At 61.4% G+C, this 26,235-nt stretch carries 30 protein-coding genes; 16 read left to right on the forward strand and 14 right to left on the reverse strand.

The genetic code is table 11. From position 1 onward, the window contains the following. From H0W47_RS08710 to H0W47_RS08720, 3 genes are all read left to right on the forward strand, one after another. Positions 1–388 (forward strand): hypothetical protein (locus H0W47_RS08710; RefSeq protein ID WP_296923224.1); only part of this gene is annotated, 388 nt, incomplete at its 5' end. Further along, positions 327–746, forward strand: a complete 420-nt coding sequence (locus H0W47_RS08715; RefSeq protein ID WP_296923227.1) for a toxin-activating lysine-acyltransferase — start codon at positions 327–329, stop codon at positions 744–746. The genes H0W47_RS08710 and H0W47_RS08715, both read left to right, overlap by 62 nt. Positions 747–815: 69 nt before the next feature. Further along, positions 816–1,289, forward strand: a complete 474-nt coding sequence (locus H0W47_RS08720) for a ribonuclease HI family protein (RefSeq protein ID WP_296923229.1) — start codon at positions 816–818, stop codon at positions 1,287–1,289. Here H0W47_RS08720 and H0W47_RS08725 read toward each other — a convergent pair. From H0W47_RS08725 to H0W47_RS08740, 4 genes are all read right to left on the reverse strand, one after another. After that, complete coding sequence (locus H0W47_RS08725) at positions 1,286–1,798, reverse strand: nucleoside deaminase (protein ID WP_296923232.1); 513 nt, start codon at positions 1,796–1,798, stop codon at positions 1,286–1,288. The genes H0W47_RS08720 and H0W47_RS08725 overlap by 4 nt on opposite strands. A 14-nt stretch (positions 1,799–1,812) precedes the next feature. Next, positions 1,813–3,504 (reverse strand): PhoH family protein, encoded by a 1,692-nt coding sequence (locus tag H0W47_RS08730; protein ID WP_296923236.1) that lies wholly within the window; start codon positions 3,502–3,504, stop codon positions 1,813–1,815. A 225-nt stretch (positions 3,505–3,729) separates the two neighbouring features. Beyond that, positions 3,730–4,206 (reverse strand): peroxiredoxin, encoded by a 477-nt coding sequence (locus H0W47_RS08735; RefSeq protein WP_296923239.1) that lies wholly within the window; start codon positions 4,204–4,206, stop codon positions 3,730–3,732. Between the two features lie 104 nt (positions 4,207–4,310). Further along, entirely contained in the window at positions 4,311–4,739 is a 429-nt protein-coding gene (locus tag H0W47_RS08740; RefSeq protein ID WP_296923242.1) for an Mth938-like domain-containing protein, read from the reverse strand. A gap of 174 nt (positions 4,740–4,913) precedes the next feature. On the opposite strand from H0W47_RS08740, the gene H0W47_RS08745 reads away from it, so the two are divergent. The 8 genes from H0W47_RS08745 (at position 4,914) to moaD (ending at position 12,854) form a co-directional block, all read left to right on the forward strand. Then, a complete protein-coding gene (locus H0W47_RS08745; RefSeq protein WP_296923245.1) occupies positions 4,914–6,170 on the forward strand; it encodes a pyridoxal phosphate-dependent aminotransferase in 1,257 nt (418 codons plus the stop codon). A gap of 32 nt (positions 6,171–6,202) precedes the next feature. Then, positions 6,203–7,525 carry a homoserine dehydrogenase gene (locus H0W47_RS08750; RefSeq protein WP_296923333.1) on the forward strand — a complete coding sequence of 441 codons (1,323 nt, stop codon included), beginning with the start codon at positions 6,203–6,205 and terminating at the stop codon, positions 7,523–7,525. Positions 7,526–7,564: 39 nt separating this feature from the next. After that, entirely contained in the window at positions 7,565–8,752 is a 1,188-nt protein-coding gene (locus H0W47_RS08755) for an AAA family ATPase (RefSeq protein ID WP_296923248.1), read from the forward strand. Further along, positions 8,749–9,309 carry a DUF4276 family protein gene (locus tag H0W47_RS08760; protein ID WP_296923251.1) on the forward strand — a complete coding sequence of 187 codons (561 nt, stop codon included), beginning with the start codon at positions 8,749–8,751 and terminating at the stop codon, positions 9,307–9,309. The genes H0W47_RS08755 and H0W47_RS08760 overlap by 4 nt, the downstream gene beginning before the upstream one ends. A 16-nt stretch (positions 9,310–9,325) precedes the next feature. Then, entirely contained in the window at positions 9,326–10,744 is a 1,419-nt protein-coding gene (gene thrC / locus H0W47_RS08765) for a threonine synthase (protein ID WP_296923254.1), read from the forward strand. Between the two features lie 78 nt (positions 10,745–10,822). Next, positions 10,823–11,356: a molybdopterin-guanine dinucleotide biosynthesis protein B gene (gene mobB, locus H0W47_RS08770; protein ID WP_296923257.1), complete on the forward strand. Its 534-nt coding sequence runs from the start codon at positions 10,823–10,825 to the stop codon at positions 11,354–11,356. Then, a complete protein-coding gene (glp, locus tag H0W47_RS08775; protein WP_296923260.1) occupies positions 11,353–12,606 on the forward strand; it encodes a gephyrin-like molybdotransferase Glp in 1,254 nt (417 codons plus the stop codon). The genes mobB and glp overlap by 4 nt, the downstream gene beginning before the upstream one ends. Next, complete coding sequence (moaD, locus tag H0W47_RS08780) at positions 12,603–12,854, forward strand: molybdopterin converting factor subunit 1 (RefSeq protein ID WP_296923263.1); 252 nt, start codon at positions 12,603–12,605, stop codon at positions 12,852–12,854. The genes glp and moaD overlap by 4 nt, the downstream gene beginning before the upstream one ends. Here the strand turns inward: moaD and dapA are convergent. Beyond that, positions 12,851–13,759 (reverse strand): 4-hydroxy-tetrahydrodipicolinate synthase, encoded by a 909-nt coding sequence (dapA, locus tag H0W47_RS08785; RefSeq protein WP_296923265.1) that lies wholly within the window; start codon positions 13,757–13,759, stop codon positions 12,851–12,853. The genes moaD and dapA overlap by 4 nt on opposite strands. Positions 13,760–14,056: 297 nt before the next feature. Here dapA and H0W47_RS08790 point away from each other — a divergent pair, with 297 nt between their 5' ends. After that, positions 14,057–14,533: a molybdenum cofactor biosynthesis protein MoaE gene (locus H0W47_RS08790; protein WP_296923268.1), complete on the forward strand. Its 477-nt coding sequence runs from the start codon at positions 14,057–14,059 to the stop codon at positions 14,531–14,533. A gap of 18 nt (positions 14,534–14,551) precedes the next feature. On the opposite strand, the gene H0W47_RS08795 is transcribed toward H0W47_RS08790, so the two are convergent. Then, positions 14,552–15,058, reverse strand: coding sequence for a MarR family winged helix-turn-helix transcriptional regulator (locus H0W47_RS08795; RefSeq protein ID WP_296923270.1), 507 nt, complete (start codon positions 15,056–15,058; stop codon positions 14,552–14,554). A gap of 562 nt (positions 15,059–15,620) precedes the next feature. Then, positions 15,621–16,244 carry a hypothetical protein gene (locus H0W47_RS08800; protein WP_296923274.1) on the reverse strand — a complete coding sequence of 208 codons (624 nt, stop codon included), beginning with the start codon at positions 16,242–16,244 and terminating at the stop codon, positions 15,621–15,623. A gap of 158 nt (positions 16,245–16,402) precedes the next feature. On the opposite strand from H0W47_RS08800, the gene clpB reads away from it, so the two are divergent. The 3 genes from clpB to H0W47_RS08815 all read left to right on the forward strand — a co-directional run bounded on the left by clpB (position 16,403) and on the right by H0W47_RS08815 (position 20,139). Beyond that, on the forward strand, positions 16,403–19,003 hold the full coding sequence (gene clpB, locus H0W47_RS08805) for an ATP-dependent chaperone ClpB (RefSeq protein ID WP_296923276.1): 2,601 nt from the start codon (positions 16,403–16,405) through the stop codon (positions 19,001–19,003). A gap of 110 nt (positions 19,004–19,113) precedes the next feature. After that, positions 19,114–19,365, forward strand: coding sequence for a hypothetical protein (locus tag H0W47_RS08810; protein ID WP_296923279.1), 252 nt, complete (start codon positions 19,114–19,116; stop codon positions 19,363–19,365). A 51-nt stretch (positions 19,366–19,416) separates the two neighbouring features. Then, complete coding sequence (locus tag H0W47_RS08815) at positions 19,417–20,139, forward strand: transporter substrate-binding domain-containing protein (RefSeq protein WP_296923282.1); 723 nt, start codon at positions 19,417–19,419, stop codon at positions 20,137–20,139. A gap of 93 nt (positions 20,140–20,232) precedes the next feature. Here H0W47_RS08815 and H0W47_RS08820 read toward each other — a convergent pair whose 3' ends face one another. From H0W47_RS08820 to H0W47_RS08835, 4 genes are all read right to left on the reverse strand, one after another. Then, complete coding sequence (locus H0W47_RS08820; protein WP_296923284.1) at positions 20,233–20,658, reverse strand: GFA family protein; 426 nt, start codon at positions 20,656–20,658, stop codon at positions 20,233–20,235. 50 nt (positions 20,659–20,708) lie between these two features. Then, a complete protein-coding gene (locus H0W47_RS08825) occupies positions 20,709–20,966 on the reverse strand; it encodes a DUF3297 family protein (protein ID WP_296923286.1) in 258 nt (85 codons plus the stop codon). Between the two features lie 27 nt (positions 20,967–20,993). Then, positions 20,994–21,707, reverse strand: coding sequence for a YebC/PmpR family DNA-binding transcriptional regulator (locus H0W47_RS08830; protein ID WP_296923288.1), 714 nt, complete (start codon positions 21,705–21,707; stop codon positions 20,994–20,996). A gap of 152 nt (positions 21,708–21,859) precedes the next feature. Then, positions 21,860–22,564, reverse strand: coding sequence for a glutathione binding-like protein (locus H0W47_RS08835; RefSeq protein WP_296923290.1), 705 nt, complete (start codon positions 22,562–22,564; stop codon positions 21,860–21,862). A 155-nt stretch (positions 22,565–22,719) separates the two neighbouring features. Here H0W47_RS08835 and H0W47_RS08840 point away from each other — a divergent pair, with 155 nt between their 5' ends. After that, a complete protein-coding gene (locus H0W47_RS08840) occupies positions 22,720–23,349 on the forward strand; it encodes a pyridoxamine 5'-phosphate oxidase family protein (RefSeq protein WP_296923291.1) in 630 nt (209 codons plus the stop codon). An 81-nt stretch (positions 23,350–23,430) separates the two neighbouring features. On the opposite strand, the gene H0W47_RS08845 is transcribed toward H0W47_RS08840, so the two are convergent. The 3 genes from H0W47_RS08845 to H0W47_RS08855 all read right to left on the reverse strand — a co-directional run bounded on the left by H0W47_RS08845 (position 23,431) and on the right by H0W47_RS08855 (position 26,214). Beyond that, positions 23,431–24,222: an ABC transporter ATP-binding protein gene (locus H0W47_RS08845; RefSeq protein WP_296923293.1), complete on the reverse strand. Its 792-nt coding sequence runs from the start codon at positions 24,220–24,222 to the stop codon at positions 23,431–23,433. Between the two features lie 133 nt (positions 24,223–24,355). Further along, entirely contained in the window at positions 24,356–25,129 is a 774-nt protein-coding gene (locus H0W47_RS08850) for an ABC transporter permease (protein WP_296923295.1), read from the reverse strand. A gap of 134 nt (positions 25,130–25,263) precedes the next feature. Next, complete coding sequence (locus tag H0W47_RS08855) at positions 25,264–26,214, reverse strand: ABC transporter substrate-binding protein (protein ID WP_296923297.1); 951 nt, start codon at positions 26,212–26,214, stop codon at positions 25,264–25,266. Between the last annotated feature and the right edge of the window lie 21 nt (positions 26,215–26,235).

Genomic DNA, 26,235 nt, shown 5'->3' on the forward strand with positions numbered 1-26,235 from the left:
CTCGCCTCGGTGCTCCTGCACCATACGGACCGCGCGTTCGCGTACTTCGGGGGAAAACTTGTTTGATTTCTTCATGGCTCCATCTTCTCAAAGGTTGGAGCCTCCTCAATTCCCGGGGCGATTCACTGGCTATGCCCATGACGTGGGTGCGTTGATCCTGCACTACCAGGACAAGGGTTACGACGATCCGGCCAATGTGCGGCGGCTCTATTGCTGGTTGCAAATTGAAGATACGTTCTGGATCGCGCAGGCTCCGCAACGATTGCTTGCTGACCTCAAGCAGCGAGTTATGCAGAACAATCGCCCGGAATTGTTAACGCTTCAAAATGAACTTCAAGGCAAGCAAAACACCTTGCAAGATTGTGTGGAACTGGGAACGGGAGAATAAAAATGAGCACGACCACACAAGCGGTAAACGTAACCGCAGTGAACAGCGGTTGGCTTTTGCATCGTGGGCGCGATTCAGTGACGCCACCGCTCAGCGCTACCGCTTGCCACCCCATCAGCTCATGACAACCGATTGGGCTTCGGGAGACCAGATCTGGCTGATTGATGTGTTCACGCCTTTCGGCGGTGCGCAGGACGTGCTTAAGGATCTGCGCGACAAGATTTTCGCCGGGCAGACCGTGTATCAGCTTGTGCCTGTGCCCGGCGCGCCGCCCAAGGTGCTGGCGTGGCCGGCCATCCAGAGCAAGCCCGATACCCCAACGTCAAGCAGCCAACATCCGTCCCATGACTCACCTTGATGTCTAAGGCCCCATGCGTGAGTCGCTGATGGGCACAGCGACGCGGGAAGCAAATCATCAGCAGGGTGCATGAGCCTGACGGCCGCGCCCTTCGCCGGGTCCTTTCGGCCGTGGACCATTCATTGCGACGGCAGCGCCGTGCCCAATCCTGGCCGCATGGGTCTGGGGGCGGTGCTGATGGCGCCGGATGGGGTGCGCCACGTGCTTTCGTTGGCGGCGGATGCGCGCGGCTGCAATAACGAGGCAGAGGCGAGAGCCTTGATGCTGGCCTTGCGCGAGGCGCAGGCGCGTGGAGCGAGGGAGTTGGAGATTTTTTCGGACAGCAGCTTGCTGGTGGCGCAACTGGGTAGTGGTGGCGTGCCACCGGTGCTGCGCCTGGCCGCGCTGTATGAGGAAGTGGCTGCTTTGCTGGCGACTTTTGCGCACACGTCCCTGCGTTGGATACCGCGGCACCGAAACGGCGAGGCGGATGTGTTGGCGCGTTCAGCGCTGGGGCTGGCGCCCAAGGCGGCGGTGAAGTTGACGAAGAAGAAGCGGCGTTAGCTGCTGCCGCAGTTGCTTTGCCAGAAGCCCCGGTGTGGCACGGCGGCTTCGTCTTCCAGCAGCGGGCCCACCACCTCGACCGGCCGTTGACCGGTCGCAAAGATATGCCTGCAGGGCAGGGACAGGGTTGGATTTTCCGGATGGGCGCCGGTCAGCTCAAGCAGCTTGTGCTCGGACAGGCCGTAAACGACGCGGCCTATGTTGCACCAGTAGATTGCACCGGCGCACATGCAGCAGGGCTCGGCGCTGGTGTAGAGCGTGCACTTGGACAGTTGCTCATGCGGCAAGGCGCGGGCGGCCAGCGCGGCGGCGGCCAGTTCAGCATGTTGAGTCGGGTCGCCCAGGGGCGGCATGGAGTTGTTGCCAGCTGCCGCGATGACTTTGCCGTTTTCGTCGGCCACCAGTGCGGCAAAGGGGTGGCGCCCGCTGATGCGCGATTCGGCCGACAGCGCGATAGCCTGGCGCAGCAGGGTGAGGTCGCGTGCAGAGGCCTGCTGCTCTGGCTGCATGGCCTCAGGCCCGCTCAGAGCACCTCGCTGGCGAAGTCGGCCAGGCGTGAACGCTCGCCGCGAGCCAGCGTGATGTGCCCGCCATGCGGCCAGCCCTTGAAGCGGTCCACGGCGTAGGTCATGCCGGATGAGCCTTCAGTCAGGTAGGGCGTATCGATTTGCGCGAGATTGCCCATGCAGATGATCTTGGTGCCGGGGCCGGCGCGGGTGATGAGGGTTTTCATCTGCTTGGGCGTCAGGTTCTGCGCCTCGTCGATGATCACGTACTTATTGAGGAAGGTGCGGCCGCGCATGAAGTTCATGCTCTTGACCTTGATGCGCGAACGGATCAGTTCGTTGGTGGCGGCGCGCCCCCATTCACCGGAGCCGCTGTCGTTTTTGCCCAGCACTTCGAGGTTGTCGTCGAGCGCACCCATCCAGGGGCCCATTTTTTCTTCTTCGGTGCCGGGCAGGAAACCGATGTCTTCGCCAACGCTGACGGTGGCGCGGGTCATGATGATCTCGGTGTAGCGGCGGTCGTCCAGCACCTGGGTCAGGCCGCTGGCCAGGGCCATCAGCGTCTTGCCGGTGCCGGCCGTGCCGGCCAGGGTGACGAAGTCGACTTCCGGGTCCATCAGCAGGTTCATCGCGAAGTTCTGCTCGCGGTTACGGGTGGTGATGCCCCAGACGGCGTTCTTGAGGTGGGTGTAGTCCTTCAGTGTCTTGAGCACGGCAGTCTTCGCGCGGATCTCGGTCACGCGGGCATACAGCGGCGGCTCGCCGGGTGCCTCGAAAAACACGAACTGGTTGATCAGCAGGCTGCCGACGATGGGGCCGGTGATGCGGTAGAAGGTGTGGCTGCCCTGCTGCCAGCTTTCGATGGTTTTGCTCTGGCGTGTCCAGAAGTCGGGCGGCAGGGCCAGCGAGCCGGCGTACAGCAGGTCGCCGTCTTCCAGCGTCTTGTCGTTCTGGTAGTCGTCGGTGGCCAGGCCCAAGGCGCGGGCCTTGACGCGCATGTTGATGTCCTTGGACACCAGCACCACCTCGCGCGGTGCGTATTCCTTGCGCAGGGCTTCGACCACGCCCAGGATCTGGTTGTCGGCCTTGCCCTGCGGCAGGCTCATGGGCAGGGAGTAGTCCAGCACCTTGGTCTGGAAGAACAGGCAGCCGCCGGCTTCCTTGTGGCCGGTGGTGTCGAGCTTGAGGCCTTTGGCAATGTCGGCGCCGCTGGTGCCGGCCAGTGCGTCCAGCGTGCGGCTGGTCTGGCGGGCATTGCGCGCGACTTCGGTCATGCCTTTTTTGTGGCCGTCGAGCTCTTCGAGCACGATCATGGGCAGGAAGATGTCGTGTTCTTCAAAGCGGAACAGGCACATCGGGTCGTGCATCAGCACGTTGGTGTCGAGCACAAACAGCTTGGTCGGGCCGCTGTGTTTGGGTCTTTTGGGTTTGGCGGCTACTTCTGGTCGTGCCGGCGATGCGCTATCTTTATGATAGCTGCCTGCGCCCGTCTTTAAAGGGCTGGCGGCCTCTTTGGCTTGATGCGCAACGGGGTGCTCGGCTTCACCGCCGGTCGAACGGCTGTCGAACAGCTCAAGCGCGGGTGGTTTGCGGATGGGCTCGGCCTGTTCCGTCTTTCGCGCAGCTTTGGAGGGCGACCGGGCCGGGGCGTCGAAAGCCTCGGTGGAAAGCAGAGCGGCACGTTTTGTCGGGGCGGGGGGCAGGGGCATGGTGCTTGGAGCTCGCTGGGTGGTTGGGGTTCTGAAAGCAAAAAAGCCGCCTGGAGGCCAGGGCGGCTTTTTCGGTAAACGCAGTCGCTAGGGTCAACAGCATGAAGTCACTATACACGACTCCCATGTCAAGAAACATCGCCCCCACGCTCATTCACTTTGTGTAATTCGCTGCCCCCGAGGGGTTAATTTTCCTGGGGGCGGCCCGTCGGAAAATTGCTCTGTTCAGGCGGCTTTCTTGAGCGCCTTGACGGCCTTGAGTACGTCGTCCACATGGCCGGGCACTTTCAGGCCGCGCCACTCTTCCTTGAGCGTGCCGTCGGCGCCCACCAGAAAGGTGCTGCGCTCAATGCCCTTGACCTTTTTGCCGTACATGATTTTGTTCTTGACCACGCCGAACATGTGGCACATTTTTTCTTCGGTATCGGCGATCAGCTCGAAGGGCAGCTCAAGCTTGGCCTTGAACTCGTCATGCGACTTCATGTTGTCGCGCGAAACGCCAAACACGGTGGCGCCGGCTTTGACGAAATCCTTGTAGCGGTCGCGGAACTGCATCGCTTCGGTGGTGCAGCCGGGGGTGTTGTCCTTGGGGTAGAAATACAGGACCACCACGTGGCCCACATGGGTTTGGTTGGAAACCTTGACGCCGCTGGTGGCGTTGGCTTCAAATTCGGGGAGTGGTTTATTAACGACGACTGCCATACTGCTTGGACCCTGACGAAAGTAGTTGTAATTGGCCGTTGGCTCTGGTGGCGGTATCGGGCCGGGCTCAGGGAGCCAAGCCGGTTTTTGCACCAGACGTAACCCTAGATTTTACTCTGAAAGCTCGGGCGTCCATTGGCAGCGTCCTCTGGCGCCTCCATCAGCAGCGCCGCCAGCACCTTGCGCCGTTCCCCGGCCAGAATGTTGTAGGTACGGCAGGCCGCAATCGTGTCCATGGTCTCGATACCGATGCGCGCGGCCATCAGGGCGCGCAAAAGGGCCGGCGGCGGGAAACGCAGCCGCGCGCCGCTGCCGAAAATCACCAGTTCCGGCCCGCTTTCCACCAGCCGGGCAAAATGCGCTTCGGTGAGGTCTTCAAAACGATCGCAGACCCAGTCAAACTTCTCGCCCCGCGAACCGATCACCACGCTGTGCTCAATTTTTTCGGCCACGCCCTGGTTGGCCACGCCGATCCAGCCGGGGCCGTAACCGAGGATGGACTGGACGTCGAGGCGGTCGGGTTGAAGTTTCATGCGGTAGTGAGGGGAGGGAATGGGTGGCGGCAGCCCCGGAAAATCGCGGCTTTATGTGGTCAAATTATAGATTCCGCCCGATTTTCCAGCTGCTGCGCCACGCTTCAGACCCGTTGCGAGTGGGGTCGTCAGCCTGCAGCGGTGCGGCACCCGCCGTTAATTCCCGAGAGACGCATGAAACCGATCACCAAATCCGCCAAACTGGCCAACGTGCTGTATGACATCCGCGGCCCGATCATGGACGCCGCCAAGCAGATGGAAGAGGAAGGGCAAAAGCTGATCAAGCTCAACCTCGGCAATCTCGCGGCCTTTGGTTTTGACGCGCCTGAGGAAGTGCAGCAGGACATGATCCGCAACCTGCCGGCTTCGGCGGGCTACTCCGACAGCAAGGGCATTTTTGCGGCGCGCAAGGCGGTCATGCACGAAACCCAGAAGCAGGGCATCAAAGGCGTGGTGCTGGACGACATCTACCTCGGCAACGGCGCCAGTGAGCTGATTGCCATGGCCACCAACGCGTTGCTCGACGACGGCGACGAGCTGCTGCTGCCGGCGCCCGACTACCCGCTGTGGACCGCCAGCACCAGTCTGTCAGGCGGCACGCCGGTGCATTACCTCTGCGACGAGGCCAACGGCTGGATGCCCAACCTGGCCGACATCCGCGCCAGGATCACGCCCAAAACCAAGGGCATCGTGGTCATCAATCCGAACAATCCGACCGGCGCGCTGTATTCGGACGAGCTGCTCAAGGGCATTGTGGCGATTGCGCGCGAGCACGGGCTGGTGCTGCTGGCCGACGAGGTGTATGACAAGGTGCTGTACGACGGCGTGAAACACACGGCGCTTGCCAGCCTGTCTACCGACGTGCTGACGCTGACTTTCAACTCACTGTCCAAGAGCTACCGTTCCTGTGGCTACCGCGCGGGCTGGCTGGTGGTGTCGGGTCCGAAGAAGCAGGCACAGGACTACATCGAGGGCCTGAACATGCTGGCCAACATGAAGCTGTGCTCCAACGTGCCGGGCCAGTGGGCGATTCAGACTGCGCTGGGCGGCTACCAGAGCATCAACGACTTGACGGGCGAGGGCGGCCGCCTGCGCCGCCAGCGCGATCTGGCCTATGAACTGATCACTGCCATCCCGGGCGTGAGCTGCGTCAAGCCGAGCGCGGCGCTTTACATGTTTCCGCGGCTGGACCCCAAGGTGTATCCGATCACCGACGACCGCCAGTTTTTCCTGGAGCTGCTGATGGAGACCAAGGTGATGCTGGTGCAGGGCACCGGCTTCAACTGGGCCTCGCCCGACCATTTCCGCATCGTGTTCCTGCCGCATGAAGAAGACCTGCGCGAGGCGATCGGACGCATTGCCAAATTCCTCGAAAGCCGCAGGAATACGGCGCAGCCTGCCAACACGCAAACCGCTGAACTGATCAAGTGAGCCAAACAACCAACATGACGACATCGACAAGTATGAAACCGATCAAGGTAGGCCTGCTGGGCATGGGCACCGTGGGCAGCGGTGTGTTCACCGTGCTCAAACGCAACCAGGAAGAAATTTTCCGCCGCGCTGGCCGCGGCATTGAAATCGCCATGGTCGCCGACCTGGACACGACGCGTGCGCAAACTGCAGCAGGCGCCGGCGTCACGGTGGTGGACGACGCGCGCAAGGTGATCGCCAACCCCGAGATCGATATCGTGATCGAACTCATCGGCGGCTACGGCATCGCCAGGGCGCTTGTGCTGGAAGCTATCGAGGCCGGCAAACATGTGGTGACCGCCAACAAGGCACTGCTGGCCGTGCACGGCACCGAAATTTTTGCAGCGGCGCACCGCAAAGGCGTGATGGTGGCGTTTGAAGCGGCGGTGGCCGGCGGCATTCCCATCATCAAGGCACTGCGTGAAGGCCTGACCGCCAACCGCATCCAGTGGATCGCCGGCATCATCAACGGCACCACCAACTTCATCCTCAGCGAGATGCGCGACAAAGGCCTGGACTTCGACGTCGTGCTGAAAGAAGCGCAGCGCCTCGGTTACGCCGAGGCCGACCCGACCTTCGACATCGAGGGTGTGGATGCCGCGCACAAGGCCACGCTGATGTCGGCGATTGCCTTTGGCATCCCGGTTCAGTTCGACAAGGCGTATGTGGAGGGCATCACCAAACTAGGCGCGCAGGACATCAAATACGCCGAGCAACTCGGCTACCGCATCAAACTGCTGGGCATCACCAAACAGACCGCCAAAGGCATCGAGCTGCGGGTGCATCCGGCGCTGGTGCCGGCCAAGCGCCTGATCGCTAATGTTGAGGGCGCGATGAACGCGGTGGTGGTGCAGGGCGACGCCGTTGGCACTACGCTGTATTACGGCAAGGGCGCCGGCAGCGAACCGACCGCCAGCGCGGTGATTGCCGACCTGGTCGACATCACGCGCCTGCACACCAGCGATCCGCTGCACCGTGTGCCGCATTTGGCCTTCCAGCCGCAGTCCATGAGTGACAAGCCGGTACTCGCCATGAGCGAGGTGGTGACCAGTTATTACCTGCGCCTGAACGTGGCCGACGAAGCCGGTGTGCTGGCCCGGGTGACCGGCATCCTGGCCGACGCTGACATCAGCATCGATGCAGTGCTGCAGCGCGAAGCCGATGAGGTGGGCGGCGAAGGCTCGACCCACACCGACCTGATCATCCTGACGCACGATTGTGTGGAAGCGAAGATGAACAGCGCGCTGGCGCAGATGCAGGCCTTGCCCACAGTGCTGTCGCCGATCACGCGTATCCGGAAAGAGGAATTGGCTTGAACTACTACCCCTCAGATATCGATCTGGAAGGACTAAATTATGAGAATTGAGTCAATTCGATTGAAAAACTTCAAAGTTTTTCGCGATGTTCATATTTCTGATATGCCGTCTTTTTTAGTGGTGGTTGGGGCGAATGGCGCCGGTAAAAGCACACTGTTTGATGTCTTCGGGTTCCTCCACGATTGTTTAAAGGGAAACGTTCGCCAAGCTTTAGACAGTCGAGGCCGATTTAAGGAAGTGCTTAGTAGGGATAGTGCGGACGATACGATATTGATTGAAATTCAGTACCGCATGCCGATTGCCGGGGTTGATCGGTTGGTAACATATTCTCTTGAGATTGGTGAAAAAGGAAACGCGCCGTACGTGAAGCGTGAGGTATTGCGCTACAAGCGCGGGCGCTATGGGAGTCCTTACCGCTTTCTTGACTTCACGAACGGTCAAGGCTTTGCAATTACCAACGAGGAAGAGTTTAATAAACCCGATGAAGAATTAGAGAGAGAGTTTCAGACGGTCGATTCGGACACTTTGGCCATTAAAGGACTCGGACAGTTTGAGAGATTTAAGGCAGCGAATGCCTTCAGGCAGCTAATGGAGTCTTGGCACGTTTCGGACTTTCATATTGACGCAGCACGTGGTCGCAAAGAAGCGTCTGGTGATTCAGAGCATCTTTCAGAAACGGGGGACAACCTTCCGTTAGTCGCGCGCTATATATTTGAGCAGCACCCCCAAGATTTTCAGAATATTTTGAATACGATGGCAAGGCGAGTGCCTGGTGTTCGCGGCATCGAGCCAAAGTTGATGGATGATGGATATCTCACGCTTCGCTTCCAAGATGGCTCGTTCAAAACCCCCTTTCTTGATCGCTACGTTTCTGACGGAACAATCAAGATGTTCGCGTACCTAGTGCTTTTGCATGATCCCAAGCCACATCCCTTGTTGTGCGTGGAGGAGCCAGAAAATCAGCTCTATCCCAAGTTGATGGCGGAGTTAGCCGAAGAGTTTCGTTTATACGCGCAGCGCGGAGGGCAGGTCTTGGTATCTACTCACTCCCCAGACTTTCTTAACGCAGTTGATCTGGATGAGGTGTGTTGGCTGGTCAAGCAAGATGGAGGCACGAAAATTCTGCGCGCAAGGGACGACGCCCAAATCGCCGCATATATGGCCGACGGCGACAAAATGGGGTATCTGTGGAAGCAAGGTTTCTTTGCGGGCGCAGATCCTACATGAAAGAGTTGGTTTTTTGCCTTGAGGAAGAGTCTGCGCAAGCAATGTTGGAAGAGCTGCTCCCGAGATTGCTTCCATTGGGAGATATTGTTTTTCGATACATAACTTTTCAGGGAAAGCAGGATTTAGAAAAACAACTACCTCGTAAATTGCGTGGGTACCAAAATCCCCTCGCAAAATTCGTCGTGGTTCGGGATCAAGATTCTCATCCGGACTGCAAGGTAGTTAAAGCCAGACTTGTGGATATCTGCTCTCAGGCAGGTAAGCCCAATGCTATGGTGCGCATAGCCTGCAGGGAACTTGAGAGCTTCTATTTGGCTGATTTGGCTGCGGTTGAGCAGGGGCTCGCTATTGCCGGTCTTGCTCACCTTCAGGCCAAAATGAAATACCGAAGTCCTGACTATCTTGGCTCACCATCAAGAGAGCTTTTTATGTTGACGCGAGGACAGTACCAGAAAGTGGGGGGCTCGCGAGCGATAGGCGCATATCTAGACCTTGACAATTCTCGATCTGACAGCTTTCGCAATCTTGTTGCCGGGATCCGAAAGCTCGCAGGTTGAATTACTGATTTTGTTTATGTTTTATCTTTCTACCCGCGGTGACACCGACCGCAAACGCTTCAGCGAAATTTTGCTTGAAGGCCTGGCGCCTGACGGCGGCCTGTATTTGCCCGAGACCTATCCGCAGGTCGATGCGGCCACACTCGAAGAGTGGCGCAATCTGCCGTATGCCAGCCTGGCGTTTGAGGTGTTGTCGCTCTACATCGACGACATCCCGCCAGCCGACCTGAAGGCCATCTGCGACAAGACTTACACCGAAGAAGTTTTCGGCACCAAAGAGATCGTTCCGCTGCGCAAGCTCGAAGATGGCCTGTATCTTGAAGCCCTGTCCAACGGCCCGACGCTGGCCTTCAAGGACATGGCGATGCAGTTGCTGGGCAACCTGTTCGAGTACGAACTGGCGCGCCGCGGTGAAGAGCTCAACATCCTGGGCGCGACCAGCGGCGACACCGGCAGCGCGGCCGAATACGCGATGCGCGGCAAAAAGGGTGTGCGGGTTTTCATGACCTCGCCGCAAGGCCGCATGAGCCCCTTCCAGCAGGCGCAGATGTTCAGCCTGCAAGACGAAAACATTCACAATCTCGCGCTCGAAGGTGTGTTTGACGACTGCCAGGACATCGTCAAGGCGGTCTCCCACGACCTGGCCTTCAAACGCAAGTACCGCATAGGCACTGTCAACTCGATCAACTGGGCGCGCCTGATGGCGCAAGTTGTCTACTATTTCTCGGGTTACTTCCAGGCTAGCGCAGCAACAGGCGCCGACAAGGTCAGCTTCACCGTGCCCTCGGGCAACTTCGGCAATGTCTGCGCCGGGCATGTGGCGCGCATGATGGGCCTGCCGATTGAGAAACTGGTGGTCGCGACCAACGAAAACGATGTGCTCGATGAGTTTTTTCGCACCGGTGTCTATCGTGTGCGGGCCAGCGCCGACACGCATGAAACATCCAGCCCGTCGATGGACATTTCCAAGGCGTCCAACTTCGAGCGTTTTGTGTTTGACCTGTTGGACCGCGATGCGGCGCGCGTGGCTGGCCTGTTCGGCGCGCAGTTGTCCAACCAAGGGTTTTTCGACCTCAGCGGCGATCCCCTGTTCCAGTCGGCGGCGCAGCACTACGGCTTTGCCAGCGGCAAAAGCACCCACGCAGACAGGCTGGACATCATCCGCGACACCTTCAAGCGCTTCGACACCATGATTGACACCCACACGGCCGACGGCCTGAAGGTCGCGCGTCTTCACCTCCAGCCCGGCGCGCCCATGGTGGTGCTGGAAACCGCCTTGCCGATCAAGTTCGCCGAGACGATCCAGGAGGCGCTGGGCCGCCTGCCGGACCGGCCCGCGAAGTTCGAAGGCATCGAGGCCCTGCCCAAACGGGTGCAGGTGATGCCTGTCGACGTGGACCTGGTCAAGGCCTACATCGCCAGACATGTGAACTAAATCGGCCTCCAGCCCCCGTCGGGCTTGTGTGGACAGCTATTGAGTTGATAGCAAACCAGGATCGGTGAAAACTGTTTTATGAACGTGGTTGGATTTGCCGGCTATTCCGGTTCGGGTAAAACAACGCTGGTCGAGGGGGTGATCCCCGCGCTCAGGCTGCGCGGCCTGCGGGTGTCGGTGGTCAAGCATGCACATCACAAATTCGACATCGACCACCCCGGCAAGGACACGTACCGGCACCGCGAGGCTGGCGCTTTCGAAGTGGTGGTGGCCTCGGACAAGCGGCTGGCGCTGATGCGCGAGTTCGAGCAGCCTGCGGCGCTGAGCGTGCATCACCTGCTTGCCGAGCTTTACGAGGGTGTGGACTGGGTGCTGGTCGAAGGTTTCAAGAGCAGCGACCTGCTCAAGGTCGAGGTCTGGCGCGCCGAGTCTGGCAAGCCGGCGCGTTATCCGGACGACGATTTTGTGGTTGCTATCGCCACCGACTCGCCAGCGCAACTGCCGGAAACCACCCTGAGGCCGGTGCTGGATTTGAACAGCCCCGATGCCGTGGCGCAGTGGCTGGTCGACAATCATGACCGGTTTGTCTACAACGTTGACATGCACGCATGAAGCCGCCGACCGCCGTACCTGCCACACGCCCGCCGCTGCGGTCGCTGGACGATGCGCTGGCCGAACTGCTGGCCCATGCCGCAGCACTGCCGGGCAGCGAGAGTGTTTGCACCTTTGATGCCGATGGCCGCGTGCTGGCTGTTGGCGTGGTCTCGGCCCTGCAGGTGCCGCCAGAAGATAACAGCGCCATGGACGGTTACGCGGTGCGCAGCACCGAGCTGTCTGACGAGGGCGTGGCGCTGCGGGTGTCGCAGCGCATCCCGGCCGGCAGCAGTGGCGGTGCGCTGGAACCTGGCACGGTGGCGCGCATTTTCACCGGTGCGCCGGTGCCCGCCGGTGCCGATGCAGTGGTGATGCAGGAGGACTGCGAGCCGGTCGCCGGCCGCGAAGGGTTTGTGCGCGTGTTGCAGATTCCCAAACCCGGCCAGTGGATACGCCGCGCCGGCGAAGACGTCACGCGCGGTGCCACGGTGCTCTCAAAAGGAGAGCGGCTGACGCCCGCTGCGCTTGGGCTGGCAGCCAGTATCGGCATGGATCAGCTGCAGGTGGCGAAGAAGCCGCGGGTGGCGCTGTTTTCCACCGGCGACGAACTCGTGATGCCGGGCGAGGTGCCGCCGGAGCAGATGCGTCCTGGCGCGATCTACAACTCCAACCGCTTTTTCCTGCGCGCCTTGCTGCTGCGCCTGGGCTGCGAGGTGACCGACCTGGGCATCGTGCCGGACCGGCGCGACGCCACCCTGGTCGCACTGCGCAGCGCCGCTGCAGCCCATGACCTGATCCTCACCAGCGGCGGTGTGTCGGTCGGCGAGGAAGACCACATCAAGCCGGCGGTGCAGCAACTGGGATCGCTGGACCTGTGGCAAATCGCCATCAAGCCGGGCAAGCCCTTTGCTTATGGCAAGGTCGGTGCCGCGCATTTCATCGGCCTGCCCGGCAACCCGGTGTCCAGTTTCCTGACTTTTTTGGTGCTGGTGCGGCCGTTTCTGCTCAAGCTGCAGGGCGCCAGCGAGCTGCTGCCGGCGGCGTTGCCGCTGGTCGCCGATTTCGACTGGCCGCGCGCCGACAGGCGCCGCGAGTTTCTGCGCGTGCGGCGCAATGCCACCGGCGGCCTGGAACTGTTCCACAACCAGAGCTCGGGTGTGCTGACCTCTGTGGTCTGGGGCGACGGTGTGATCGACAACCCGGCGGGCCAGACCATAAGCCGTGGCGACACCGTGCAGTTTCTGCCATTTTCCGAGTTGCTGTCATGAAAATCACCGTCAAGTACTTTGCCTCCATCCGTGAAACCATCGGGCAGGGCAGCGAGCAGATCGACACCGCCACCACCACGCTGGCCGGTCTGCGCGATGAGTTGATCACGCGCAGCCCGGCGCACGCTGAAAGCTTGGCCCGTGGCAAGGCGGTGCGCATGGCACTCAACCAGATCATGAGCGACGAGTCGGCGGCCTTGAGCCAGGGTTGTGAAGTCGCTTTTTTCCCGCCGGTGACAGGCGGCTAACTGCCCATCAACTTGTCCAGCCGCTGCAGACGCCCGGCCAGCGCGGCGGAGGCGCGGGTCATGGGGCTGCGCAGGCCGTCGCGAAGCAGGCCCCGGTGAGCCATCAGCGCCTTGAGCGGGCCCGGGTTGGGCTCCGAAAACAAGCCCTCAATCAGCGGCAGCAGCGGCGTCCATAAAGCACTGGCCTGAGCGGTTTTGCCCGCCCTGAGCAACGCGATCACCCGGACAAAACGCTGCGTGTGCACATGCGCGGCCGCGGCGATGGCGCCATGGCCGCCTTGCGAGATCGTTGAGAAAATGTTGATGTCTTCACCGGCCAGCACCTGCAGGCGTCCATCGGCAATCAGGGCCCGCGTCTTGGCCGGGTCGCCACCGCAATCCTTGACAGCGCAGATCCGGGGGTGGCTGGCCAGCGACAGCAGGGCGGCCAGGTCTAGGGTGCTGCCGGTACGGTAGGGAATGTCGTAAAGAATCAGCGGCACAGCGCTGGCGTCGGCCAGTGCATTGAACCATTCGATGAGGCCGGCCTGGGAAGGCCGGATATAGCTGGGCGCCGGCAGCAGGATGCCGCTGATGCCCTCGGCACCCAGGGCCGTGATGCGTGCCGCCGTCTGGCCCAGGTGGTAGCCCGACACGCCCATGATGACCGGCAGGCCGCGCGCTTCGGCCAGCACGGCGTGCAGCACCTCCATTTGTTCCTCTTCGCTCAGTGCCGCGGCCTCGCCAGTGGAGCCGCACACCACCAGCCCCGCGCTGCCGCTGCTGCGGTAGTGTGCGACCAGGCGCTTCAAGGCCGAATAGTCAATCTGGTCGCCGTCAAACGGTGTGACAAGCGGGATCCATAGCCCCGAAAAATCAGGCCGAAAGGGTGGTGTAGGGCTGGCTGACTCTGTTTCTGTTTGCATGAAGACACATCCTGAAAACTGACCGGCTTGAAAGCCGTCGTCAGAACAAGGATGGTGTCCGCAAAGACTTTTGGGGGAAGTTACCGGGCGGTTCCATCGCTCATTCGACGACGGAACCGCAGCCCCGGTCAAATGAGCAACGGTTTTTTCGATTTGCCGGCGCACGCGTCCTGCCCCGGTGCGCCGGAGGGCGTCCAGGTGGTCAGGCAACGGGTGCAAGCGGTCATGCGTCAAATCTTACTTGCATGTATTGCCAAATAGGCATGCGATGGGTGGGTGAGTGGCAAAATTGCAACCATGGCTTCTCCCCGCATCCTGATTACCACTGATGACTTCGACCTCGCCAATGAGGTGGCCGCCCTGCGTGCAAACGACAAACGCGTCGGCGCCGTCTGCAGTTTCATCGGCACCGTCAGGGACCGCAACGATGGAAGTGATGTGCGGTCCATGGAGCTCGAGCACTACCCCGGCATGACCGAAAAGGCCATTGAAGCCATGATCGATCAAGCCATGGCGCGCTTCGACATTTTTGGGGCCAGGGTGATTCACCGCGTCGGTTTGCTGCAGCCCCTCGATCAGGTGGTCATGGTGGCGGTGACTTCAACGCACCGCGGCGAGAGTTTTCAGGCCTGCGAATTCCTCATGGACTACCTCAAAACCCAGGCGCCGTTTTGGAAAAAAGAGCAGACGCCCGAGGGCGCTCGTTGGGTGGATGCACGCGTCAGTGACGACGCGGCGCTGGCCAAGTGGGGAATTCAGGCGTCCAACGCCTGAGCGTCTGGCGCACGCCTTTCAGCCCGGCGGGCTTTCGTCGCCAGCGCCGTCCTGTCCCGGCGGTACAAAAGCCGCTCGTGCCTCGCCCTCCAGTCCGCTGGTCAGCATCTGCAGCAGTTCCACGAGTTGCGCCTGCTGGGCAGCATCCAGAGGCCCCATCAGGCGGCGGTAGGCCCGGTCAGCCGGTTCCTGCGCCTGCTTGAGCAGGTCCAGCCCTTGGGCTGACAGGGTCACCGCCAGATTGCGCCGGCTGGCCGGCGCCGGGGCCCGTTCTATCAGCCCACGCGCCTCCAGCCCGCGCAACACGCGCAGCACCGTCACCTTGTCAAAGCCCAGGGCCCGCCCCAGGCTGGACTGGTCCAGCCCCGGGCTGGCGTGCAGCACACTGAGCACGCCGAACTGCGCCGGCGTTAGCGCCAGGCTACGGCATTCGTCCTCGAAAACGGCAGCCGAAATCTGATGCGCCCGGCGCAACAGAAAGCCCGGGCGGGCGTAAAGCCGGGTAAGGTTGTGGAAAGCAGGCAAGGCGGGCGGTCGCTTGGAAGTTTGTTCGGATGAGCTGGGACAGACTCGCCGATGACATGGATTGTGCCTTGGAGTGACCACCTCAATAACTATTTGCATGCAGAAAAAGAGGGATTTTCCATCAGCGTCACTTCGTGTTCCTGCCGCCTGACCTGCAAGATCCAAAAGTTATTTTGGCCCAAGGGCATGGGCCCCAGCGGCAGCACACAGGGCGAGTTCAAGAGCCTGAGCGAGACGGATGCCCAACGCCGGGCGCCACTAATCAAGGCCCGGAGAATCACCGCCACTTGAGCAAAGTTGCTATTAAAGTGATAGCTGACTGCGCTTGTCCGGCGAGGGCTGGAGGCCAATTTGATGCACAATTCGTCAACATCAAGGCTGATGAACTGAGTGGTGGCAAGCCGTTTGTCTATATCGGCGAGCTGATCAGCCAGCAGGAGCTGCGCGCAATATCGGACCACTACAAGCAGGTGGGCGGCTTCTGGCTGAAAGCGGGCACGAAGTGGGGCGGGCAGGACAGGTGCAGGCCCCGACCCGAGCGCCGATCGGAGCCCGCAAGCCCTCAGTTCAGGTACTTGGGCCGGGCCAGGTCGGCCGTCAGCTCGGCGGGCTCGGTGTCCGGCGCGGTATCTTGCGCCAGGGCCACGGCATCAACAGGCGCGGCTGACGCAGCTGCCGGCACGGTGAGCCACTGCGAGAACTTCATAGCCTGGTGCAGCAGGTGCAGCAAACCGTTGCTCAGCTGCGCGTCCATCATCACCTGGAAATCGCGCGCTGTGGCCTGCCCAGGGAATTTTTCAAACAGCTGCAGGCGCAGCTGGCCGTTGCCCATCAAGGTGAACTTGACCTCGGTCAGCAGCAAGGGCTCGGGGCCCACCGCCACGTCGGGGGGCGGGCCGGGCTGGTCGATATAAGGGGTTTTAAAGTCTCCGCTGCGCAGAGCCGCTTCTTTCTGGAAGCTTGTCAACAGCTGGCCGCGCTGCTCGTCCAGGCTGGTCGCTGCCCCCTCGGGGGTGGCCGCCTTGCGGGTCTGGTCGGCCGCGCTTTTGTCGAGCACGGGCAGCAAGGCCAGCGCCAGGCGCCGGGTGAGCCAGGCACGCAACTCACCGCCTTCCTTGCCGTTGATGCGGATCATCATGCGGTCCTGCTCCTGGACGTAACTGACCGACACCTGGTGAATGTTCATGGGGTCATTTTAGTCCCCCGCCTGTTCCCCCTGTGGTTTGATCTCCGTCAAGCCGCCCCGCGCCAGGCGGTGCATGAAGGGTGGCGACAACTGAGGACTATTGAAAAGCCACGGGTTTAGCCCCAGATTCTCAGCAATCCAATACACCAAGGGACGCCATGCGCCAGGACAAACTCACCACCAAATTCCAGGAGGCCCTCAGCGACGCGCAATCGATTGCGCTGGGCAACGACAACGCCTACATCGAACCGGCCCACCTGCTGGCGGCTATGCTGGCCCAGGAGGACGGGCCGAAAGCGCTGCTGCAGCGCGCCGGTGTCAACGTGCATGCCTTGCAGGCCGCCACCGACGCGTCCCTGAAGAAGCTAGCGACGGTGTCGGGCCAGGAGCAGATCCAGGTCGGCCCCGAACTGGCCAAGCTGCTGCAGGCGACCGAGAAGGAATCCATCAAGCGCGGTGACCAGTTCATCGCCGGCGAGCTGTTCCTGCTGGCCGTCGCCGACAGTAAATCCGAGGTCGGCAAGCTCGCCAAAGAGGCCGGGCTGACCCGCAAGGCGCTGGAGTCAGCCATCGACGCGGTGCGCGGCGGCGAGAAGATGGACAGCGCCGAGGGTGAAGGCCAGCGCGAAGCGCTCAAGAAATACACCTTGGACCTGACCGAGCGGGCCCGCCTGGGCAAGCTCGACCCAGTGATCGGCCGCGACGATGAAATCCGTCGCGCCATCCAGGTGCTGCAGCGCCGCACCAAGAACAACCCGGTGCTGATCGGTGAGCCCGGGGTCGGCAAGACCGCGATTGTCGAAGGCCTGGCCCAGCGCATCGTGGCCGGTGAAGTACCCGATTCGCTCAAGGGCAAGCGCGTGCTGAGCCTGGACATGGCCGCGCTGCTGGCAGGCGCCAAGTTTCGTGGCGAGTTCGAGGAGCGCCTGAAAACCGTGCTGAAGGAACTGGCCAAGGACGAAGGTCAGACCATCGTCTTTATCGACGAGCTGCACACCATGGTGGGCGCCGGCAAGGCCGAAGGCGCGATGGACGCGGGCAACATGCTCAAGCCCGCGCTGGCGCGGGGCGAACTGCACTGCGTGGGCGCCACCACTCTCGACGAGTACCGCAAGTACATCGAGAAAGACGCTGCGCTCGAGCGCCGCTTCCAGAAAATTTTGGTGGGCGAGCCATCGGTAGAGGCCACTATTGCCATCCTGCGCGGCTTAAAAGAAAAGTACGAGCTGCACCACGGCGTGCAGATCACCGACCCGGCCATCGTGGCCGCGGCTGAACTCAGCCACCGCTACATCACCGACCGCTTCTTGCCCGACAAGGCGATTGACCTGATTGACGAGGCCGCCAGCAAGATCAGCATCGAGCGCGACTCCAAGCCCGAGGTGATGGACAAGCTGGACCGCAGGCTGATTCAACTGCAAATTGAGCGCGAAGCCGTGCGGCGCGAAAAAGACGAGTCATCACAAAAACGCTTCGGTCTGATCGAAGAAGAAATCACCAGACTGCAAAAGGAAATTTCCGACCTCGACGAAATCTGGCAGGCCGAAAAAGCGCAGGCGCTTGGCTCCAAAGACGTGATGGAGGAAATCGACCGAATCAAATTCCAGATTGACGAGTTCACCCGCAAAGGTGACTTCAACAAAGTGGCAGAGCTGCAATACGGCAAGCTGCCTGACCTTGAAAAACGCCTGAAAGAAGCGCAGGACAGCGAAGCCGCCCCGCATGCCAACGCAGCACCCAAGCTGCTGCGCACCCAGGTGGGCGCTGAAGAGATCGCCGAAGTCGTGGCCCGTTCCACCGGCATTCCGGTCAGCAAACTCATGCAGGGCGAGCGCGACAAGCTGCTGCTAATGGAAGGCAAGCTGCACGAGCGTGTGGTCGGCCAGGACGAAGCCATAGGCGCAGTCGCCAACGCGATTCGTCGCTCTCGTTCGGGTCTGAGTGATCCGAACCGTCCCACAGGTTCTTTCCTGTTCCTCGGCCCGACCGGCGTCGGCAAGACCGAACTCTGCAAGGCGCTGGCCGGTTTTTTGTTCGACAGCGAAGACCACTTGATCCGCGTTGACATGAGCGAGTTCATGGAGAAACATTCGGTGGCCCGCCTGATCGGTGCGCCTCCGGGTTATGTGGGTTACGAGGAGGGCGGCTACCTGACCGAAGCCGTGCGGCGCAAGCCCTACAGCGTGCTGCTGCTCGACGAGGTGGAAAAAGCCCACCCCGACGTGTTCAACGTGTTGCTGCAGGTGCTGGACGACGGCCGCCTGACCGACGGCCAGGGCCGCACCGTGGACTTCAAAAACACCGTGATCGTGATGACCAGCAACATCGGCTCACCCATCATCCAGACCATGGTTGGCCAACCGTATGAAGACGTCAAGGAGGCGGTGGAGGGCGAGCTGAAGAACTACTTCCGCCCCGAGTTCCTGAACCGCATCGACGAGACCGTGGTCTTCCATTCGCTCGACGCGAAGAACATCGAGTCGATTGCACGCATCCAGCTGCGCACGCTGATAACGCGTCTGCAAAAGATGGATCTGAACATGGAAGTGTCGGAAGCGGCGATTGCCGAACTCGCCAAGGTCGGTTTCGATCCGGTGTTCGGTGCCAGGCCACTGAAACGTGCGATCCAGCAGCGCATCGAGAACCCCTTGAGCAAGCTGCTGCTTGAAGGCCGCTTCCCGCCCAAGAGTGTGATCCCGGTCGATGTGGACCCGATCCGTGACCCCGGCGTGTTCAGGTTCGAGGTGGCGCCGGACTGAACGGTGTTTTAGCCATCTGTAAAAAAGTCCACTTCTTCTGGGCCGGAGGTGGGTTCGCTATCATGCACATGCAAACACGGCGAGCACCATGACCACCCCGATTTGCACCCATGAAGCCTGTTTCGACCACCGGCCCGGGCCCGCATCACCGCAAGTCGCCCCACCGTTTGGCTGCCGTGCTGCAGGCGCTGAAACGCCAGACTTCGCCGACGGCTTTGGAGCGCGAACTGCGGGTCTCTCAATCCATAAGTCTCGAAGAATTCGATGAACTGTCCGACATGCAGCTTGACCGCCTGTTGCCCAAAGCCCACCGGGAAGTTTTCCCCGGCAAGCACAATTGCGCCGACCGCATTTTTATCTGATTTGTCTGTACCACGGCAACGCCTGGAGCTTTTACAAAGGAGGATTTCTCGATGACTGATCTGGCCACGGAATTTGCGCCCACCGGCAAGCTGCGCGCTTCGCTGAACATGGGCAACCCGGTGCTCGCGCACAGCCACACCGCTGCGGAAAAGCCGGCCGGCGTCACCATCGACCTGTCGCGCGAGTTCGCACGCGAGCTGGGTGTGGAGGTGGACTTCTTGCAGTTTGACAACGCTGCCAAATCGGTGGCCGCGCTGGCCAGCGGCGAGGCCGACATCGGCTTCATGGCGATTGACCCGCTGCGCGCGGAGACCACACATTTCACGCCGGCTTATGTGCAGATCGAGGGCTACTACCTCGTCCCCGAAAGTTCACCGATTCAGACCAATGCCGACGTGGACCGCGCCGGCACACGCATCGTGATGGGTGCGGGCAGCGCCTACGGTCTTTACCTGACGCGCAACATCCGCCATGCCGAGCTGGTGCAGGTGCCGACCTCCGAAGCCGTGGTTGATGCCATGCTGAAAGACGGACTTGAGGTGGCGTCGGGTGTGAAGCAGGGACTGGAAGCTGACGCCCGTCGTGTCGGCGGCGTGCGCCTGCTGGGTGAGCGCTTCATGGTGATCAACCAGGCCATGGCCATGCCCAGGGGCCGCAGCGCTGCAGCCGCTGCCTTCATTGATGACTTTGTCGCCCGCATGAAGCGTAGCGGGTTTGTGGCCGCTTCGCTGGCACGCCACGCCATTGTGGGTGCGGCCGTCGCTGCGGACTGAGGCTTCGCCTTCCGGTCGCTCTGCTTTTGATAGCTGCTCACGCCCGCCAGTCAAGGGTTGTGGGCCTTTTTTGTTCTCAACCGCGCTGACCCGTCAGTACGCGTCCGACTGCGGCCAGCCGTGCTCGATCTGGAACCAGGGCGCCCTGGAGGCCAGGTGGATGTGTCTTTGTTTGGGCGGTGTGTAAGGCGTGTCCAGCGTCGCCAGGGGAAATGACACCCAGTCCGCAAACTCTCCCTTGCTGTGCCAGAGCATGGGCGAGCCGCAGACCGAACAAAACGTCCTCGTGACCTCGGTCGACGAGGCGTAGCTGGCAAGCAGCTGGCTGCCCCCAGTGAAGCTGTGTGCTTCTTTCAGCACACTGGCATAGGTGGCAAACGCCGCCCCATGGGCCTTGCGGCACATCGAGCAATGGCAGTGCGATGTGGATTTGATGTCGGACGTGAGCTCATACCTGACCTGTCCGCACAGGCATGAACCGGAATGAACCGGCCTCGTGAGGCCTTCTTCTGGTTTCATGGGAAGGCCGCTTGCAGTGCGAAAAAAAGTACCAGAGGGAGTCTGCCCGCCTATTTGTAGAAGGCCTCGACCTTGCCCTTGAGCTTGATCATCAGCGGCTGGCCCTTGCGGTCCAGCGCCTTGCCCGCGGGCACCTTGATCCAGCGCTCGCTGATGCAGTATTCCTCGACGTCGCTGCGCTCCTTGTCGTTGAACCGGATGCCAATGTCGTGCTCGAACACGGCGGGGACATGGTGCGGGCTGCGTGGGTCTGCGGACAGATGGTCGGGCAGGGGAGGAAGGGACGGGGGCGTGGTGGCGTCGGTCATGCTGCTGGTGTGTGAGGTTGAATCGGGTCAGGCGCCGAGTCCGGCATAAATGGTCTGTACATCGTCGTTGGCGTCGATGGCGGCGAGGAAGGCTTCGACCTCCTCAAGTTCGGCGGCGCTCAGCGTTGCCGGATCCACCGGGTTTTTCGGCTTGTAGCCGAGTTTGGCGGACAGCACGGTGAAACCCTGGGCCGGCAGTGCCCGGCTGACGATGTCCAAGTCGGTGGCGTCGCTAAGGAACAGCGTCGTGCCTTCGTCTTCACCAGCCTCGAAGTCCTGGGCGCCGGCTTCGATGGCGGCGACTTCCGGATCCACCCCTGCGGCAGTGGGCTCGGCTTCAATCATGCCCACGTGGTCAAAATCCCAGGCAACTGAGCCCGAGGTGCCGAGCTGCCCCTTGCGGAACAAGACCCGCATTTCCGGCGCGGTGCGGTTCAGGTTGTCGGTCAGGCATTCGACCATGACCGGCACACGGTGCGGCGCAAAACCTTCGTAGATCACATGTTCGAAATGGACGGCGTCGCCGGTCAGGCCCGCACCCTTCTTGATGGCACGCTCCAGCGTGTCCTTGGGCATGGACACCTTGCGGGCCTGCTCGACCACCAGCCGCAGCCGCGCATTGAGCGCCGGGTCAGCGCCGCTGCGTGCAGCGACCATGATTTCCTTGGCCAGTTTGCCGAAGACCCTGCCCTTGGCATTTGCTGCGAGCTCTTTGCCTTTTGCTTTCCACTGCGCGCCCATGCTGGATGTTCCTTGAGGTGTGTCAGATAGTCCTGCGCTGCTGACACATGCGGCGCGCAGGACCGGGGGCCCTGTTTATACACCCTGCGGAGCGGCCGAGTGTCGATTTGCGGATCGCGGCCGGGAGTGCGGGCCCGGGGGGGGGGCGCTGCCTAGCTGCGTGCCGGTATGGCCAGGCCCCTGATCACCGCGGGACGGGCCACAAAAGCTTCCAGCACGCGTTTGACGTTGCCAAAGCTGTCGAAATCAACCAGCTCGCCGGCCTCGTAAAACCCGATCAGGTTGCGCACCCAGCCGAAGGTGGCGATGTCGGCGATGGTGTAGTCGTCGCCCATGATCCAGTTGCGGCCTTCGAGGCGTTTGTCCAGCACACTCAGCAGACGTTTCGATTCCGCAACGTAGCGGTCGCGGGGGCGTTTGTCCTCGTAATCCTTGCCGGCGAACTTGTGGAAAAAGCCGAGCTGGCCGAACATCGGGCCGATACCGCCCATCTGGAACATCAGCCACTGCAAGGTTTCGTAACGGCCTGCGGCGTCCGGCGGCAGGAATTTCCCGGTCTTTTCGGCCAGGTAGATCAGGATGGCGCCAGACTCGAACAGACCCAGCGGCTTGCCGCCGGGGCCCGCAGGGTCGAGGATGGCCGGGATCTTGTTGTTGGCGCTGAGCGAAATGAATTCCGGCGTCAACTGGTCATTCGTTGCGAAGTCCACCAGATGCGCTTCGTAGGGCAGGCCGGTTTCCTCCAGCATGATGGACACCTTGACGCCATTGGGCGTGGGGAGCGAATAAAGCTGGATGCGCTCCGGGTGCGTGGCAGGCCATTTTCGGGTGATGGGGAAGGCGGAGAGATTGCTCATGGTGTCAGCATTGTGTTGGCTGCAGGTCGCAGAGTGCTGCCTGTCCGCGCTAGCCCGGACCTGCCACAGGGGTATTGGCAGGACGGCGGCAAGCCTTTGGCGCTTGGGGCCGGAGCTGGATCACGGATAATCGGGCGAAACACCGGGACCCTGCCATGACCATCGCCGCTGACCCCCACACCATCCGCAGCGTAGAACAACTCGAATCGCTATTTGGCGCAGTCGGCGAGGCGTCCATCCGCAAGGAAACGGCGTTTGTCCATCCGCACTACCGGGCCATGATCGAAGCCTCGCCGTTTGCCATGCTGGCCACCACCGGCCCGGATGGGCTCGATGCCTCGCCGCGGGGGGATGCGCCGGGTTTTGTGCAGGTTCAGGAGGAGCACACCTTGCTGCTGCCAGAGCGTCGCGGCAACAACCGCGTGGACAGCCTGCGCAACATCCTGCACGACCCGCGCGTGGCGCTGCTGTTCCTGATTCCGGGGGTGGGTGAGACCCTGAGGGTCAATGGCAGGGCCAGCATCACGACGGCGCCGGATGTGCTCGCGCGGTTTACCGTGCAGGGCCAGTTGCCCAAATGCGTGGTGGTGAGCCGTGTCGAATCGGTGTTTTTCCAGTGCGCCCGCGCCATCCAGCGCTCCGGCCTGTGGCAGCCGCCGGCGCCGGACGCGCGGACCAAAGTGCCCAGCCCCGGCGCCATCCTGCAAGCGCTAACCAATGCGGCGGTGGACGGTGAAACCTACGACCGCGAGCTACCGGCCCGCCAGCGCGCCACCTTGTATTGACGGCACCGCTACTAAAGTGCTATCAAAATAATAGCTGCTTGCGCTTGTCGGACGAGGGCTGAGGCCCGATTTGGCTTGAAGTCAGGCTGCAGCCGGGATCAACCCGGCAGCGCGTTGCACCTCGATGCGTATCTCTTCGGTCAGCGTCGCCTTCAGCTCCATGAACACCGGCGTGGTCTTGACCGAGTAGTGGCGCGGGTGGGCGATGTCTACCTTCAGGTCGCACTTGATACGGCCGGGTCGCGCACTCATTACCACCACGCGGTTGCCCATGTAAATGGCCTCGTCGATGTCGTGGGTCACGAACAGCACGGTTTTTCGCTCGGCCTCCCAGATGCCCTGCAGCAGTTCCTGCATCAGCTCGCGCGTCTGGTGGTCCAGCGCCCCGAAAGGCTCGTCCATTAGTAGCATGCGTGGATCGTTGGCCAGCGCGCGGGCCAGGGCCGTGCGCTGCTGCATGCCGCCCGAGAGCTGCTTGGGAAAGTGGTTCTCAAAACCCGTCAGGCCGACTTTCTGGATGAAGGGCTGCGCAATCGCATGCTGCTCAGCGATCGGCAGGCCTTTTTCACGCAGGCCAAAGCAGACGTTCTCGAGGATGCTCAACCAGGGAAACAGAGTGTAGCTCTGGAACACCATGCCGCGGTCGGCACCGGGGCCGGTGACCGGTTTGCCGTCCAGCGTGATGCTGCCGGTGCTGGGTATGTCCAGCCCCGCGACCATGCGCAGCAGCGTGCTTTTGCCGCAGCCCGAAGGCCCAAGGATGGTGATGAAGTCGTTTTCAGCCACGCTTAAGTCGGTGGCCTGCAGCGCGACCGTGCCGCCGTTGGCGCCGGCGAAAGTTTTAGAGACCTGGGAGATTTCGAGGATATTCATGGATACGCAATGCAGTGGGAGGAGCCCGGAAGCTCTCTTTTCAAGCAGGGGCCGCGGAATCGGCTTTGCCGGGCCGCAGGCGCAGCGCCCCCGCGGGGAGCAGCGCAGCACACGAAGTGGCAGGCGTGGGGGCTCACAATCTTGCCCAAGGAAAAAGTTTTCGGTTCAGGGCTTTGAAGGCAAAGTCGGTGACTAGCCCAATCACACCAATCACAATAATCCCGAAGATGATCTGATCCGTGGCCAGTAAAGCCTGGCTGTCGGTGATCATATGGCCGATGCCGCTGGACGCGCCTATCAGCTCGGCGACGATCACGTAGGTCCAGGCCCAGCCCAGCACCATGCGCAGGGTTTCGGCAGTCTCGGGTGCGCTGCTGGGCAGCAACACCCGCGTGACGATGCCGCGGTCGCCCGCGCCCAGCGTGTAGGCGGCTTCTACCAGGTCGCGCCGCGTGTTGCCCACGCTCACGGCCATCATCAGCACCAGCTGAAAAAACGAGCCGATAAAAATGACCGCCAGCTTCTGCGCTTCACCAATCCCGGCCCAAAGGATCAGCAACGGAATAAAAGCCGAGGCCGGCAAGTAACGCGCAAAACTGACGAAGGGCTCGAAGAATGCCTCAATCGGTTTGTAGGCGCCCATCAACACACCCAGTGGCACAGCCAGCACGGCGGCGATGAGAAAGCCGCCCAGCACGCGCCACACCGTCATGCCGATGTCTTTGATGAAGCCCTGGTTCGCGAGCAGGTCGTAGCCAGAACGCACCATGGTCACTGGGTCGGCCAGAAAGGTCTTGGAGACGTAGCCGCCGAAGGTGGCGAAGGCCCACACCGCGAAGAACAGGACGAAGAAAGAAATGCCCAGCGCAATGCGGGTGGCGGGGGCGACAGGTTGGAGGGGGCGCATCGTTTGTGTGTATTTGGGCTTGTCATCCCGGACTCTCCGGGATCCCTGCCTGAGTACCTGCAATCAGGCACCCAGGCAGGGATTGCGGCGGATCCAGAGGAGACCTCTGGTTCGGGCTCGCAATGACAAGTTGTTCACTTGATAAAACGTGTGTCGGCCAGCTTGCTCATGTCCGGCAGGGCTTTGATAACGCCGGCTTCGAGCAGCAGCTCGGCGGCTTCCTTGCTGAAGGCGGCGTGTTCGCCAGCAAAGAACTTCAGGTTGGCTGCGCGGTCTTGCCAGCGCAGGTATTTCTGGCTGGCTTCAAACTTGTCGGCGGGTTGTTTGACATCCGCGCCCATGATTTCAAAGCTTTTCTGCGGCTCTTTGGCAATCATTTCCAGCGCGTCGAAATAGCTGTCGGCCAGCGCCTTGGCAGCACGCGGGTTGTCGGTGAGGAACTTGGGTGTGCAACCCACGGTGTCCATGATCATCGGGTAGTCGAGCGTGGTGGCGATGATCTTGCCGGCTTCAGGCTTGGCACGCACTGCGCCGAGGTAAGGTTCGTAAGTCATGGCGGCGTCAATGCCGTCGGTGCCGGCAATCATCGCGTTGGCGGCGGCTTGCGGCTCGAGGTTGACGATCTTCACGTCCTTGGGGCTCAGGCCGTTTTTCTTGAGCATCCAGGCGAGCGTGAACCAGGGTGCGGTGCCCGGTGCGCTGGCAGCAACGGTTTTACCTTTGAGATCGCTGATTTTCATAATGCCGGGTTTGACCACCATGCCATCGGCACCGTAGCTCTTGTCGAGCTGGAAGATTTGCGTGGTGGCCACGCCGTTGGCGTTCCAGACGATCCAGGTCTCCACCGTGGTGGCGGCACATTGAACGTCACCGGATGCAATCGCGAGGTGACGATCTTTCTGCGGAATTTTCTTGATTGTTACATCCAGTCCGTTCCTCTTGAAGATGCCGGCTTCCTTGGCCAGGGTCAGCGGGGCAAAGCCCGTCCAGCCAGACATGCCCAGGGTGATTTTGGTTTCCTGCAACTGCGCATGTGCAGACAGGCAGGCCGCGGCGATGAGCGAGAAAGTGAGCAGCTTCTTCATGGGAACTCCTTGGGTTGACGG

The sequence above is a fragment of the Polaromonas sp. genome, assembly GCF_013817205.1.
Taxonomy (GTDB): domain Bacteria; phylum Pseudomonadota; class Gammaproteobacteria; order Burkholderiales; family Burkholderiaceae_C; genus Polaromonas.